Annotated in this window: 16 protein-coding genes; 11 read left to right on the top strand and 5 right to left on the bottom strand. The window is 58.9% G+C overall.

The genetic code is table 11. The features are described from left to right. Nucleotides 1-102: 102 nt before the first annotated feature. Entirely contained in the window at nucleotides 103-429 is a 327-nt protein-coding gene (locus FE702_RS01470; protein WP_255449548.1) for a DUF1127 domain-containing protein, read from the top strand. A gap of 198 nt (nucleotides 430-627) precedes the next feature. On the opposite strand, the gene FE702_RS01465 is transcribed toward FE702_RS01470, so the two are convergent. Then, a complete protein-coding gene (locus FE702_RS01465) occupies nucleotides 628-1,071 on the bottom strand; it encodes an Lrp/AsnC family transcriptional regulator (protein WP_147124447.1) in 444 nt (147 codons plus the stop codon). A gap of 81 nt (nucleotides 1,072-1,152) precedes the next feature. Between FE702_RS01465 and FE702_RS01460 the strand changes: the two genes are divergently transcribed. Beyond that, nucleotides 1,153-1,752 (top strand): LysE family translocator, encoded by a 600-nt coding sequence (locus FE702_RS01460; protein WP_147124446.1) that lies wholly within the window; start codon nucleotides 1,153-1,155, stop codon nucleotides 1,750-1,752. A gap of 138 nt (nucleotides 1,753-1,890) precedes the next feature. On the opposite strand, the gene hisH is transcribed toward FE702_RS01460, so the two are convergent. From hisH to FE702_RS01440, 4 genes are all read right to left on the bottom strand, one after another. Continuing rightward, nucleotides 1,891-2,520 (bottom strand): imidazole glycerol phosphate synthase subunit HisH, encoded by a 630-nt coding sequence (gene hisH / locus FE702_RS01455; protein ID WP_147124445.1) that lies wholly within the window; start codon nucleotides 2,518-2,520, stop codon nucleotides 1,891-1,893. A 3-nt stretch (nucleotides 2,521-2,523) separates the two neighbouring features. Continuing rightward, complete coding sequence (gene hisB / locus FE702_RS01450; protein WP_147124444.1) at nucleotides 2,524-3,111, bottom strand: imidazoleglycerol-phosphate dehydratase HisB; 588 nt, start codon at nucleotides 3,109-3,111, stop codon at nucleotides 2,524-2,526. Between the two features lie 64 nt (nucleotides 3,112-3,175). Beyond that, on the bottom strand, nucleotides 3,176-3,799 hold the full coding sequence (locus FE702_RS01445; RefSeq protein ID WP_147124443.1) for a glutathione S-transferase family protein: 624 nt from the start codon (nucleotides 3,797-3,799) through the stop codon (nucleotides 3,176-3,178). Between the two features lie 105 nt (nucleotides 3,800-3,904). Further along, nucleotides 3,905-5,248, bottom strand: coding sequence for a radical SAM protein (locus FE702_RS01440; protein ID WP_255449547.1), 1,344 nt, complete (start codon nucleotides 5,246-5,248; stop codon nucleotides 3,905-3,907). A 73-nt stretch (nucleotides 5,249-5,321) separates the two neighbouring features. Here FE702_RS01440 and fnrL point away from each other — a divergent pair, with 73 nt between their 5' ends. From fnrL to ccoS, 9 genes are all read left to right on the top strand, one after another. Beyond that, nucleotides 5,322-6,053 carry a transcriptional regulator FnrL gene (gene fnrL / locus FE702_RS01435; RefSeq protein WP_147124441.1) on the top strand — a complete coding sequence of 244 codons (732 nt, stop codon included), beginning with the start codon at nucleotides 5,322-5,324 and terminating at the stop codon, nucleotides 6,051-6,053. A gap of 159 nt (nucleotides 6,054-6,212) precedes the next feature. Next, the gene (ccoN, locus tag FE702_RS01430) at nucleotides 6,213-7,823 is read left to right on the top strand and encodes a cytochrome-c oxidase, cbb3-type subunit I (protein ID WP_147124440.1); all 1,611 of its coding nucleotides are present in this window, start codon (nucleotides 6,213-6,215) and stop codon (nucleotides 7,821-7,823) included. A gap of 12 nt (nucleotides 7,824-7,835) precedes the next feature. Continuing rightward, on the top strand, nucleotides 7,836-8,606 hold the full coding sequence (ccoO, locus tag FE702_RS01425; protein ID WP_147124439.1) for a cytochrome-c oxidase, cbb3-type subunit II: 771 nt from the start codon (nucleotides 7,836-7,838) through the stop codon (nucleotides 8,604-8,606). Between the two features lie 14 nt (nucleotides 8,607-8,620). Then, complete coding sequence (locus FE702_RS01420; RefSeq protein ID WP_147124438.1) at nucleotides 8,621-8,884, top strand: cbb3-type cytochrome c oxidase subunit 3; 264 nt, start codon at nucleotides 8,621-8,623, stop codon at nucleotides 8,882-8,884. Next, the gene (gene ccoP, locus FE702_RS01415; RefSeq protein ID WP_147124437.1) at nucleotides 8,877-9,743 is read left to right on the top strand and encodes a cytochrome-c oxidase, cbb3-type subunit III; all 867 of its coding nucleotides are present in this window, start codon (nucleotides 8,877-8,879) and stop codon (nucleotides 9,741-9,743) included. Before FE702_RS01420 ends, ccoP begins: the two co-directional genes overlap by 8 nt. Nucleotides 9,744-9,943: 200 nt before the next feature. Continuing rightward, nucleotides 9,944-11,377, top strand: a complete 1,434-nt coding sequence (gene ccoG, locus FE702_RS01410) for a cytochrome c oxidase accessory protein CcoG (protein ID WP_147124436.1) — start codon at nucleotides 9,944-9,946, stop codon at nucleotides 11,375-11,377. Then, nucleotides 11,374-11,835, top strand: coding sequence for a FixH family protein (locus tag FE702_RS01405; protein WP_147124435.1), 462 nt, complete (start codon nucleotides 11,374-11,376; stop codon nucleotides 11,833-11,835). The genes ccoG and FE702_RS01405 overlap by 4 nt, the downstream gene beginning before the upstream one ends. Further along, on the top strand, nucleotides 11,832-13,973 hold the full coding sequence (locus FE702_RS01400; RefSeq protein WP_147124434.1) for a heavy metal translocating P-type ATPase: 2,142 nt from the start codon (nucleotides 11,832-11,834) through the stop codon (nucleotides 13,971-13,973). The genes FE702_RS01405 and FE702_RS01400 overlap by 4 nt, the downstream gene beginning before the upstream one ends. After that, on the top strand, nucleotides 13,970-14,149 hold the full coding sequence (gene ccoS, locus FE702_RS01395; protein ID WP_147124433.1) for a cbb3-type cytochrome oxidase assembly protein CcoS: 180 nt from the start codon (nucleotides 13,970-13,972) through the stop codon (nucleotides 14,147-14,149). The genes FE702_RS01400 and ccoS overlap by 4 nt, the downstream gene beginning before the upstream one ends. The last annotated feature ends 15 nt before the right edge of the window (nucleotides 14,150-14,164 follow it).

Genomic DNA, 14,164 nt, shown 5'->3' with positions numbered 1-14,164 from the left:
ACGGTTACCGCGTAGTGTAGGGCAATCCCGAGAGGTGCAAGCCCAAGTGTGACGACCCAGCCCGGTTCAAGGGGGCGACCTGTGAATAGGTCAACACTACTTATGCAGTTTCTGCATAGCGGCATTGCCAAGGCAATACTTGTGCGGATGCAGCATATTCCTATCTTTGACGCATCAGCGGATGGGCCGCTGACACAAACCGAGACGAATGAAATGGCATATAACTCCACACTCACCGCATCCCGCTTCGACGTTCTGGCACGTGTTCAGGCGTTGTTTGCTGACGCAAAGGACGCGTGGGCCCGCTATGCTCTGTACCGCACGACGCTCAACGAACTCCAAGCGCTGAGCAACCGCGAACTGGCCGATCTTGGCCTGTCGCGCGCGAACCTGGGCAGCATCGCCTACGAAACGGCCTACGGCAAATAAAGACACACGGTTCGAAACATCCACCTCCTCCCTAGGATGTTTTGAAATCGCGGCGGTGCCACTCCTCCCTAGGTACCGCCGCAGAATTCGGCCAAAGCCTCAACAAGGCGGCCAATCAGATCAAAGGCCTCACTCCTCCCTAGAGGTCCTTTGAAATCGGCGGCGATACCCCCTCCTCCCTTGGGTATCGCCGCTTTTTTATGCGCGCTCGTCTTTCGGCGACCCCATGACGATAAAGGTCGTGATGGCATCGACATGGGGGACCGTGCCCAAGACCTCTGTGTGAAAATACTTGAAACTCGGCAGGTCAGCGACCTCGACCCGCAAGAGATATTCGACCGTGCCCGTGATGTTGTGACACTCGCGCACTTGCGGCGCCGCGGACATAGCCCGCTCAAACGCTTCCTGACTGGCCTTGGTGTGATTGGACAGGCCCACCGTGACATAGGCCACAAATCCCTGCCCCAAGGCCTGCCGGTTCAGAACCGCCCGGTAGCCTTGGATCACCCCGCGTTTTTCCAGATCTTGCACGCGCCTCAGACACGCAGACGGCGATAGCCCCACCTTGTCCGCCAAATCCAGATTGCTGATCCGACCATCGCGAGACAGCTCGCGCAATATCTTTTCGTTGATTTCATCCATGACGCCGCACAGTTGCGCAGATTCCTGAATTCGCGGCAAGTTCGCAATTTCATAGCGGCATTTCCGCAGGATGTTGCACAGATGACCTACGACCTCATGCTTGCGCTCGCGCTCTTTGCCTTTGTCAGTTCCATAACGCCGGGCCCAAACAACCTGATGCTCATGGCATCAGGCGCGAATTTCGGAATGATACGGTCCATCCCGCATGCGCTTGGGATCGCCATCGGCTTTACGGTGATGGTCATCTTGGTCGGCTTGGGATTGGCACAAGTCTTTGACCGCTTTCCAGTGCTGCACGTTGTCCTCAAGATTGCAGCAACAGCCTATATGATCTTCCTCGCGTGGAAAATCGCAACCTCCGCACCGCGCCTCAATGCAGCTGATGTCGGCGGTCATCCGATGACCTTTCTGCAAGCCGCTGCCTTCCAGTGGGTCAACCCAAAGGCATGGGCCATGGCGTTGACCGCCGTCACGGTCTACACGCCGACCGGCTCAGGCGTTCTCGTCGTCGTCGCAGTGGCCGTGATCTTCGGTCTCGTGAACCTGCCCTCCATCGGCGTTTGGGCATTCATGGGGGTTCAAATGCGCCGTTTCCTCACAACCGCCGGACGCCTGAGACTGTTCAATTGGACGATGGCAACGCTTCTCATCCTGTCGCTTTGGCCGATCCTTCAGATCTGAACCGCACCCCTTCTATGTTTCAGAAATACTCCGGAGAGCACGAGAGGCAGAGCCTCTCGTCGCCGCCGCAGGCGGCGCCCCAGAGATGTCACAGCCAGCGTCAGCTGGCGAAGAGGGAGGTGGGTGGGCCCGCCTCGCTCAAGGACGCCAACGCAGGAAATTTGCGATCAGGCGCAAGCCCGTTGCCTGGCTCTTTTCAGGGTGAAACTGGGTGCCGACCATGTTGTCGCGTCCGACAACGGCGGTGATTTCAGTTCCGTAGTCGACATGTGCCAGACGCTCGGCATCCGAGGTGGTATGGAAATGAAAGGAATGCACGAAATAGGCATGGTCGCCCGTGGTGATACCGTCAAATACCGGATGCGGATGGTCGAGGATCAGGTCATTCCACCCCATATGCGGCACCTTCAGACCGGGTGCCACAATGGGTTCGACCGCACCTGCCACCCAATCCAGGCCAGGTGTGTCGACGTATTCACGACCCACGCTGGCCATCAGTTGCATACCGACGCAGATGCCCATGAAGGGGCGCGCCTTCACCGTCACCGCCTCGATCATGGCCTCATAGCAGCCCGACGCGCGCAGAGCGTCGGAACAGGCCGGAAATGCGCCATCGCCGGGCAGGACGATCCTGTCAGCCCGCGCCACATCATCCGGCCGGTCAGTGACGATCACATCACCCGCACCGGTTTCAGCAGCCATGCGTTGAAACGCCTTCTCCGCGCTATGCAGATTGCCGCTATCGTAGTCGATCAGAACCGTCAGCACAGGTCAGAGCGCCCCTTTGGTCGACGGAATGGCATCCGCCTTGCGCGGATCGGTTTCCAACGCATCGCGCAACGCACGCGCCACTGCCTTGAACGCCGCCTCTGCGATGTGGTGGCTGTTGAACCCGTGCAATTGATCGACATGGAGCGTGATGCCGCCATGGGTGCTGAACGCCTGAAAGAACTCGCGCACCAGCTCGGTATCGAAACCGCCGATTTTCTGGGTCGGGAAGGCGACATTCCAGATCAGAAATGGCCGTCCCGACAGGTCCAAAGACGCACGGACCTGTGCATCATCCATCGGCAGATGGCAGGAGCCGTATCGCACGATCCCGCGCTTGTCGCCCATGGCCTCGGTCAATGCCTGTCCCAGTGTGATCCCGACATCTTCGACCGTGTGGTGATCGTCGATGTGCAGATCACCGGTCGCGCGCACCTCCATGTCGATCAGCGCGTGACGGGCAAGCTGATCGAGCATGTGATCGAAAAATCCGACACCAGTCTGGTTGTCATAAGTCCCTGTTCCATCAAGGTTGATGGTCACGGTGATATCGGTTTCCGCCGTCTTGCGGGTGATTGTCGCGCTGCGCATCGGGTATCCCTTCGCTCAAGTCGCGGCCCTTTTGGCAGGCTCGGCGCGCCAAGCCAAGCCTGAGCTACGGCATCGGGATCGGTCCAGCATCGACTGGGACCGCATAACCACGCTGAAACGCGGGCCGCGCGGCCAGACGCGCGTACCATTCCGCGACATTTGGATACGCGTTGAGGTCAATCTTCTGATATTCGAACCGGGACACCCATGGCCAGATCGCGAAATCCGCAACGCTCAAATCGCCCGCGACATGCGCGCGCCCTTCGAGCCGCTTGTTCAGAACGCCGTAAAGGCGCTCAGCCTCGCTCTTGAAACGCGCTTCGGCATAGTCCGACTTCCCCGGGTTGAAGTGCAGGAAATGATGCGCCTGCCCCAGCATTGGGCCCAATCCCCCCATCTGCCACATGACCCATTCGACCATCGTCCAGTGCTCGGCCGTGCCATAATCCGGCGCGAACTGGCCGGTCTTGGCAGCAAGGTACAAAAGGATCGCGCCGGATTCGTTGATCACCTGATCGCCGTCGACCAGCGTGGGAATCTTGTGGTTGATGTTCAATGAAAGAAAATCGGGACTGTGCTGATCGCCCTTGCCGATATCTATGGCAAATGTCTCATAGTTCAGGCCCATTTCCTCCAACGCGATTGAGACCTTGCGCCCGTTCGGGGTGGACCACGTATATAACTGCATGCCGCTGCTCATTTGCTGACTGTTCGCATCAGCCTAGCAGGGAATATTGGCGAAGGCCTACCTTCGAAATGGCGAGCCCTGCTCGGAAAGCCTGCCCGCGTGGGATCAAATCGCCTGGCTATACCGCGTGGTGGACGGATTTTCCGGGTCACGCGTCGACATTTCTGCCGCGATCAGGCGAGCCAACTGGTGCGCCCATGGTTTCAGGCGAATGTGATCACCTTCGATTTCCAGCGCATCCTCATATTTGGCGATGACGGCTTTCATCCGCTCCGCGACCGCTGGCAGCTCTGTAGGCACATCTGTTTCGAAATAGCACATCAGGTCTGCCACGATGCGGGCGACAACGCGATCTTGCGCAGTCAACGCATACCCGCGCGCAACCGGCATCTGCCCTTCTTCGACCATGCCGGAATACTGACCCGTCGAACTGAGATTCTGCATGTAACCTTCGGGATATGTCGAAATGCCAGAGGCGCCCAACGCGATCAGATAGGGTGCCTGATCGTCGGTATATCCTTGGAAAGAGCGCTTTAGTCGTCGTTCAGCCAAGGCGCGCGTCAGTCCATCGCCATCCGTTGCAAAGTGATCAATGCCAATCTGCGTCATGTTCGCGGACAGGAACTCCTCGCGCGCCTTTGAAAACAGACCATAGCGCCGTTCAGGGTTCGGCAGCGCATCGGCAGGGATCATGCTTTGACGTTTCGACATCCACGGAACATGGGCATAGCCAAAGAGCGCCACACGGCCCGGAGCCATATCAAGTGCGGTGTTCAATGTCTCGCCCAAGCTGTCGAGCGTTTGGTGCGGCAGCCCGTAGAGCAGGTCAAAGTTCAGATTGGCAACGCCGCGCACGCGAAGCATTTCAACGACATCTCGTGTCAATTCAGGGGATTGCTCGCGCCCGATCGCAGCCTGAACAGCAGGATCGAAATCCTGAATTCCGATGCTTGCGCGGCTCAGGCCCCATTTCACCAGCATATCAAGACGCTTGGGTCCGACATCAGTCGGATCCACCTCGACCGAGAACTCTTCCAAACCGCCCAGATCAAAATGGGTGTTCAGCCCGCTCAGCAATTGATCCAGCAGCCCAGCGTTCAGAATGGTTGGTGTCCCACCCCCAAGATGCAGGCGACTGACGCGAAGATCTTTTGGCAGGTTGGCCCGCACAAGGGCCGCCTCGGCCAGAACACGACCAACATACGCTTGAAGCGGACCTAAGGTTTTGGTGCCTTGGGTCCGGCATGCGCAAAACCAGCACAAACGCTTGCAAAAAGGGATGTGGACATAGAGCGACACGTCCGATCCTGGGGGCATGGCCTGTTGCCACTGGGCCGCATCAGCCGCGCCCTTATCTTTGTTAAACCACGTGGCAGGTGGAAACGACGTGAAGCGAGGCACCCTTGCGTCGAAAAGACCGTGGCGTTTGAGCTGGAAAATGTGTTTCATGACCCAACGCATAGGCGGGGCGCTCGCCTTTATTCCTTGATCCAGATCAAGAGTGTCGAAAATGGTCCAAGCAATGCTTCAAGAACATGTGTCATGCTCCAGTTGCCCGATCCGGCATCGTGCGGTCTGTGCCAAGTGCGACACCGACGAGCTGGAACGCTTGAACGCGATCAAGTTCTACAAGACCTATGCCGCTGGAGAAACCATTGCATATCAAGGTGATGAGCTGGATGTTGTTGCATCGGTTGTCAGCGGCGTGGCCACTCTTGAACGGGGCATCGAAGATGGGCGCATGCAGATGGTCGGTCTCTTGTTGCCGTCTGATTTTATCGGGCGTCCCGGGCGGACAATTTTGAACTACGACGTTACTGCCGTTTCTGACGTCACATTATGCAGTTTCCACCGCCAACCTTTTGAGCAGCTTTTGATTGAGATTCCACATCTTCAAGAGCGGCTTTTGCAGATGGCTTTTGACGAACTTGATGCTGCGCGCGAATGGATGCTCTTGCTCGGACGCAAAACGGCGCGCGAAAAAATCGCCAGCATGTTGATCTCGGTCGTCAAGCGCACCCATCTTCCAGAGGGTCAATCGCTGGGCACCGCAACACGCCTTGAATTGCCTTTGAGCCGCGAGGCCATGGGCAACTTTCTGGGCCTGACAATCGAAACCGTCAGCCGTCAATTTACAGCCCTCCGCAAGGACGGCGTGATCGAGCTTGAAGGCAAACGTGTCGTGATTATTCCCGATATGGATCTTCTGCTCGCAGAAAGCGGTGACGACGACGATGGCGGTCTTCTAGCCTAACTGCCCCCCCATGCACTTTTTGGAAATCTCGTTTCAGAAGCGTCGCTAGAGCGTTTTTGATCCAGATCAACGTTCCAATTTCGAATCCCACTTAGACCCATCCTGCGAACAGCCAAGATGCCCCTCATCTCGTGGGCATGGCGTACCAAAGGAAAAAACATGTGGGACGCAATTAAACTCATTGCTCTGGGGCTTATTGCCCTGGTGGCGGCGATGGCCGCCAACTGGGGGCATGACCTAGCCTATCAGGTTCATGCCATCATCATCATGCTTGTCGCGGGGGCCATGTTTGTATGGCAGTTGCGATCTGTCGACGAACCCGTGCCTGCGGTGGATACGGGCGGATACATGGATGACGTTGTCCGCTATGGGGCCATTGCAACTGCCTTTTGGGGTGTTGTCGGGTTTCTGGTCGGGGTGGTCATCGCGTTTCAGTTGGCCTTTCCGGCGCTGAACCTCGACTGGGCTCAACCATTTGCAAACTTCGGACGCCTTCGCCCGCTGCACACCAGCGCGGTGATTTTCGCGTTTGGGGGCAACGCACTGATCATGTCGTCGTTCTACATCGTGCAGCGAACCTGCGGCACGCGGCTCTGGGGCGGGAACCTCGCGTGGTTCGTGTTCTGGGGCTACCAGCTGTTCATTGTCTTGGCGGCCACCGGCTATCTGTTGGGTGCGACGCAGTCGAAAGAATACGCTGAACCCGAGTGGTACGTGGACATCTGGCTGACGCTGGTCTGGGTGGCATTTCTTGCTGTTTACCTCGGCACGATCTTCCGCCGCCGGGAAAAGCACATCTACGTCGCCAACTGGTTCCTGCTGTCCTTCATCATCACCGTGGCGATGCTTCACATCGTCAACAACCTGTCCATTCCGGTGTCCCTACTGGGCTCCAAATCGGTTCAGGTCTTTGCCGGTGTTCAGGACGCCATGGTTCAGTGGTGGTACGGCCACAACGCTGTGGGCTTCTTCCTGACCGCAGGCTTCCTTGGGATGATGTACTACTTCGTGCCAAAGCAGGCGGGTCGTCCTGTGTACAGCTACAAGCTGTCGATCATTCACTTCTGGGCGCTGATCTTCCTGTATATCTGGGCTGGTCCTCACCACCTGCACTACACGGCGTTGCCTGACTGGGCCTCGACGCTGGGCATGGTGTTCTCGATCATCCTGTGGATGCCGTCCTGGGGTGGCATGATCAACGGTCTGATGACTCTGCAAGGCGCATGGGACAAACTGCGGACCGACCCGATCATCCGGATGATGGTTATCAGTCTCGCCTTCTACGGCATGTCGACCTTTGAAGGTCCGATGATGTCGATCCGCGCGGTTAACAGCCTCAGCCACTACACCGACTGGACCATTGGTCACGTGCACTCTGGTGCGCTGGGTTGGAACGGCATGATCACCTTCGGTGCTCTTTACTTCCTCGTGCCACGCCTTTGGGGCCGTCAGCAGATGTATTCGCTGGCAGCGATCAACTGGCACTTCTGGCTCGCGACGCTGGGTATCGTTCTCTACGCGGCATCGATGTGGGTGACCGGTATCATGGAAGGCCTGATGTGGCGTGAAGTCGATGCACAAGGGTTCCTTGTGAACAGCTTCGCAGACACCGTCACGGCCAAGTTCCCGATGTATGTGGTCCGCGGATTGGGTGGGGTCATGTACCTGACCGGCGCGCTGATCATGGTGTGGAACATGTTCATGACCATTCGGGGCGCGCAGCCTGCGCGTGCCGAGGTTCCCGCACCAATCGCAACTCCAGCTGAATAAGGAGGGACGGAAATGACCGATACCCCCAACACCCAAGACGTTGGTTCTGCACCGGCAAAGGGTTTCCTCGCGAAACATGCGATGCTGGAACGCAGTCCGACGCTTCTCTTCGTGTTCTCGTTGCTGGTGGTCACCATCGGCGGGATCGTGGAAATCGCACCGTTGTTCTACCTTGAGAACACGATCGAGGATGTAGAGGGCGTACGCCCCTACTCTCCGCTCGAACTGGCCGGTCGCGATATCTACATCCGCGAAGGATGCTATGTGTGCCACAGCCAGATGATCCGTCCCATGCGGGACGAGGTCGAACGCTACGGCCACTACTCGCTGGCGGCAGAGTCCAAGTATGACCACCCGTTCCAGTGGGGCTCCAAGCGGACAGGTCCTGACCTGGCCCGTGTGGGCGGCCGTTACTCGGACGCGTGGCATGTCGATCACCTGATCGACCCTCAGTCGGTGGTGCCTGAGTCCATCATGCCAAAGTACGGCTTCCTGATGGATAAAAAGGTCAGCACCGCCCAGGTCGAGGATCTGCTGCGCACGCATCGGGTTGTCGGTGTGCCTTACACCGACGACATGATCGAAAACGCCGTGGCCGACTTCAAGGTTCAGGCTGATCCCGACGGCGACTGGGACGCTTTGGTCGAGCGCTATCCAGGGGCCGTGGTGTCAAACTTTGACGGGCAACCGCAGCTGACCGAAATGGATGCGCTTGTCGCTTACCTGCAGATGCTGGGTACGCTGGTCGATTTCTCGACCTTTACCCCAGACGCAAGCCGCTAAGAGGAGGACTGAACATGGATACCTATTCCTGGCTTCGTGAACTGGCAGACAGTTGGGTTCTTTTGGCGATGGTCATCTTTTACCTGACGGCGTGTCTCTGGGCGCTCAGCCCATGGCGCAAGAAGGCCAATGCCGAGGCTGCGGCGATCATCATGAACGATGATGCGCCCCGGCCGGATCCGAAAAAAGCGGCACCTGCCCTGAGCGCGGGCGGATGCAACAAAAACTGCGCAGGCTGCACCTGTGCAAACCCGGAACTGGAGGCAGACCATGTCTGATGCACCAAAAACCGATGACATCACCGGCATCGACACCACCGGTCACGAATGGGACGGCATTCAAGAGCTGAACAACCCCTTGCCTCGCTGGTGGCTGTGGACCTTCTACATCACCATCATCTGGGGTGTTGGCTACACGATCGCCTACCCAGCTTGGCCTCTGGTCAGCTCTGCAACCGCCGGTTTGATCGGGTACTCGACCCGAGGTGAAGTGGCGCAAGAGATTGCCCGCGTGGATGCTCAGAACGCCGAAGTGGCGGAACGGCTTGCCAACGCAGATCTCGCGGCGCTTCCGGTGGACGATCCGGCCTATGCCTATGGTGTGTCTGGTGGCTCCGCTGTCTTTGCCTCGCATTGCTCGCAATGCCACGGCTCCGGTGCAGCGGGTGCGGTTGGGTACCCCAACCTGCTGGATGACGACTGGCTTTGGGGCGGCTCGCTTGAAGAGATCGAGTACACCGTGCGCCACGGCATCCGGAACGAGACCGACTTTGATGCCCGCTGGTCAGAAATGCCTGCCTTTGGTGACATCCTGACCGAAGACGAGATCGCGCAAACGGCTGAATATGTCCTGTCGATCTCGGGTCAGGAGCATGACAGCGCGCTCGCAGCTCTGGGTGAGACGCCTTACCTCGACAACTGCGCGGCCTGTCACGGCGACAATGGCGAAGGTATCCGCGACCTCGGTGCGCCAAAGCTGAATGACGCGATCTGGCTCTACGGCGGCTCGCGTGAGGCGATCACTTACACGATCAACAATGCCCGCTTCGGCGTCATGCCCCCTTGGGGACAGCGCCTCGACGAGGATGAGATCAAGGCGGTGACGCTGTACCTGCACCAGTTGGGCGGCGGCGAATAGCCATCACGCCCGTGATTGCGCGTCATGGGAGGACATGCGCGCAACCAGCCCCGGCCCCGGTTCTGTTCGCATCAGCAGGGGCCGGGGTTTTTTTCTGAGCATGGCAAGCGCCGTCGGGTCGGCACACCGACAGTTGATCCAGATCAAGGCTACCTGGCCCCGGCTCGTCCAAAACAGACTTGCGAACAGGACAATTAGACATGAGTGATTCCTCTCTCCCCCCAAGTCTCTACGCCGCGCGGGAACCTATCTTTCCCAAACGGGTCAGCGGTAAATTCCGCACTCTGAAATGGTGGATCATGGGGCTGACCCTTGCGATCTACTATCTCACTCCCTGGATCCGCTGGGACCGTGGCCCGAACCTGCCGGATCAGGCCGTGCTGATCGACATGGCTGGTCGACGGTTCTATTTCTTCTGGATCGAAATCTGGCCGCATGAATTCTATTTCGTCGCCGGACTTTTGATCATGGCGGGCCTCGGCCTGTTCCTTTTCACCTCAGCGCTTGGCCGCGTCTGGTGCGGCTATACATGCCCACAGACAGTCTGGACCGACCTCTTCATCCTTGTGGAACGCTGGATCGAGGGGGACCGCAACGCCCGTGTCCGTCTGTGGAATGCCGATTGGAGCCTGCGCAAGTTCCGCCTGCGGATGACCAAGTGGATCGTCTGGCTGATCATTTCCGTGGCAACCGGCGGGGCGTGGGTATTCTACTTTGCCGATGCGCCGACGCTGCTCATGGACCTTGCGACCTTTAGCGCGGCCCCCATTGCTTACACGACAATCGCCGTTTTGACCGCGACCACCTTTGTCTTTGGCGGGTTCATGCGGGAACAGGTGTGCATCTACATGTGCCCGTGGCCGCGCATTCAAGGCGCGATGATGGACGAAGGCACCCTGACTGTCGCCTATCGTGACTGGCGCGGCGAGCCGCGCGGCAAGCACCGCAAGGCGGAAGGCGCAGAAAACCTTGGCGACTGCATTGATTGCATGGCCTGCGTGAACGTCTGCCCCACCGGGATCGACATCCGCGATGGCCAGCAGATGGAGTGTATCACCTGCGCGCTTTGCATCGACGCCTGCGACGACATCATGTCCAAGATCGGGAAAGAGCGCGGTCTGATCGACTACCTTGCCCTGTCGGATGAGCCACTGGAACGCGCCGGGCAACCGCCGCGCCCTGTTTGGCAGCATATCTTCCGCCTGCGCACCATGATCTACACAGCTCTTTGGGCTTTGATCGGCGTGGGCCTGATCTGGGCGCTCTTTGTCCGCTCGGACATTGGCCTGTCGGTCGAACCCGTCCGTAATCCGCAATTCGTGACGCTGTCTGACGGGTCGATCCGCAATTCCTATGCGCTGCGCATCCGAAATCTGACCGGCGACGACCGCACATTCCGGATCATGCTGACATCCGAGGACATCCTGCGGATCAACGTCGAAACCGACGGTCCGAATGAGAACCACGTTACAGTTCCGGCAAATGAAACCCTGAACGCGCGGGTCTATGTCACCGCCCGTCCACAGGACCCTGCTGCGACCCAAGAAGTCACTGACTTCCGGTTCTGGGTCGAAGACGTTGCCGGCGAAGCCCGCGAAAGCGCTGACACAATCTTCAACGGGAGAGATCAATGACCAAGGACTTTGAACTGCGCGGCATTCATGTTGCCGCCATCTTCTGCACCGCCTTCGCCATCATAATCAGCGTGAATCTGACATTGGCGACGCAAGCGGTGCGCACGTTCCCCGGCTTGGAGGTCAAGAACTCATACGTGGCGAGCCAGTCTTTCGATGCCAACCGCCGCGCGCAGGAGGCCCTTGGTTGGGATGTCAGCGTCACCATCAAAGAAGCAAAGCTTGTTTTGCATTTTCAGGGTATCGACGGACCAGTCATGCCTGTGATTGAGTTAGCCACGTTGGGTCGTGCAACTACCGTTGCCGAGGACCAGAACCTCGAATTTGTTCAGAGTGACGACAGTTTCACGGCTTCGATAGCGCCCCTGCGCGATGGCAACTGGAATTTGCGACTGGTTGCACGCGCAGAAGACGGGACGCAGTTCCAGCGCCGCATCTCGCTCTGGGTGCGGTCATGACCGGGCTCTCACCATGCCCGGGATGCGCGGCTGGTGTCGCGGCTGCCGAGCGCGTGGGACACGCCACCACCTCACCCACCCACGCGCTCGTGCTGCCGACGATCCATTGCATGGGTTGCGTGTCCACGGTGGAAAAAGTCCTCAATGAACAGCCCGACATCGCACATGCTCGCGTCAACCTGAGCCGCAGGCAGGTGGCGATCACCGCCGAGCATGGTCAAGACCCAACGCCCTGGATTCAAGCGCTCAGCGCAGCGGGGTTTGAAGCGCACGAAGCGCGGGATGCCCCAGCACAGACAGGGCCGAACGGACTGCTTCTGCGGATCGGGATCGCTGGCTTTGCGATGATGAACGTCATGCTGCTTTCAGTGGCCGTCTGGTCCGGTGCATCGGAAAGCACGCGCGATCTGTTCCATTGGGTATCGGCCCTCATAGCACTGCCCGCTGCGATTTTCTGTGCCGAGCCATTTTTTGCCAGCGCTTGGAGCGCTCTGCGGTCTGGACGCGCCAACATGGATGTCCCGATTTCCGTCGCGATCATCCTTGCCTGCGGAATGTCGCTTCACGAGACCATGGTTGGCGGCGAAGAAGCATATTTTGATGCCGCCCTGTCCTTGACCTTCTTCCTCTTGTCGGGCCGCTACCTTGAGCAACGTATGCGTCAGACGGCGCGTTCGGCGGCAGCCGACCTGGCCGCGCTGGAACCGCGTCGTGTCATGGTCCTGCAGGATCGCGCACCGGTCAGTCGTCCGATTGATGACATCGTGCGCGACGATTGCCTGTGGCTCGCCTCTGGCAGCCGGGTTCCTGTCGATGCCGTCCTGAACGACGTCTCGGTCGAAGTCGACCGCAGCGCGTTAACCGGAGAAAGCGACCCAATTGTCGTGCATTCGGGCGGCGCATTGATCGCAGGTGACGTGACCCTCTCCGGCCCTGTCGAAGCGACCGCGACGGTTGCCGCCGCGGGATCGACACTGCGCCGCATGGTCGAATTGGCCGAAAAGGCCGAAGCCTCGAAGAGCGTTTACACCAGCCTCGCGGACCGCGCGTCCCAGTTCTATACCCCGGTTGTTCATGGTCTCGCACTGATTGCCGGTCTTGGCTGGTACTTTGTGGACGGCAATGCCCATCACGCTCTCATGGTGGCAGTCTCGACCTTGATCATCACCTGCCCCTGTGCGCTTGGGCTGGCTGTGCCAGCGGTGGCAACGGTCAGCACCGGGCGCCTGTTCCGAGCAGGTGCCTTGGTCAAATCGGAAACCGCCCTCGAACGGATGGCGCAGGTTGACACAGTCGTGTTCGATAAAACCGGCACATTGTCGACCGCCGCCCTGCGAGTGCCTGATTTGACGACCGACGAGCTGCGCGTTCTAAAGGCGCTGGCGCAGGCCTCTCAGCACCCGCTCAGCAGGGGGTTGGCTGCAAGCATGGACGGCGTGGATGCCGCATCCTTGCAGGATATCCAGGAAATCACCGGGCGCGGGATCGAAGCCACGTTCAAGGATGAGGTCGTTCGCCTCGGCGCAGCGGATTGGATTGGTCAGGGTCACGGCACCTCGTTCCAGATGGGCGGGCGTATCACCGCGCTTGAACGTCAGGAAGTCGCACTGCCGAGCGCTGCCGATGCCATCGCGGATCTGGAATCCGAGGGTTATCGCGTGGAAATCCTGTCGGGTGACACCCCTGCCCGCGCAGCCGCCTTTGCGCGTCAGATGGGTGTCGAAAGCGTCCACGCGGCGATGACCCCAGAGGCGAAGCTGGACCATATCAAGTCGCTGCAGGCTTCCGGGGCGAAGGTCGTGATGATCGGCGATGGTTTGAACGACACCTTGGCCCTGAGCGAGGCATGGGCCTCGATGGCCCCGGGATCCGCGCTTGAAGCAAGCCAAAACGCTGCTGACCTTGTGTTGCTTGGGGGGGATCTGTCGATGGTGCCGCATGCCCTGCGTCAGGCTAAATCTGCACGCCGCCGCATTCTGGAAAACTTTGGCGCGGCCGCGACCTATAACATGATCTCGATACCGATTGCGGTGGCGGGGCTTGCGACCCCATTCCTTGCGGCTCTTGCCATGTCGACAAGCTCTATTGTCGTGACGCTGAACGCCCTTCGTGGCCCGAAACGAAAGGTCAATTCATGAATGTTCTGCTGATACTGGTGCCTTGCTCTCTGATCCTCGGAATGCTGGCATTGGTCGGGTTTCTCTGGACGCTGCGGGCGGATCAATACGACGATCTGGAAGGTGACGCGCAACGGATGTTGCTGGACACCGACGATAGCCAACCGCGCAGCCACAACTCGTCAGCCCAGTCCTAATTCACTCGCTGCAAC

Source organism: Shimia ponticola (assembly GCF_007995215.1).
Classification (GTDB): domain Bacteria; phylum Pseudomonadota; class Alphaproteobacteria; order Rhodobacterales; family Rhodobacteraceae; genus Shimia_B; species Shimia_B ponticola.
The sequence above is the reverse complement of the archived record's forward strand: the minus strand, read 5'-3'. Positions and strand labels throughout refer to the sequence as shown.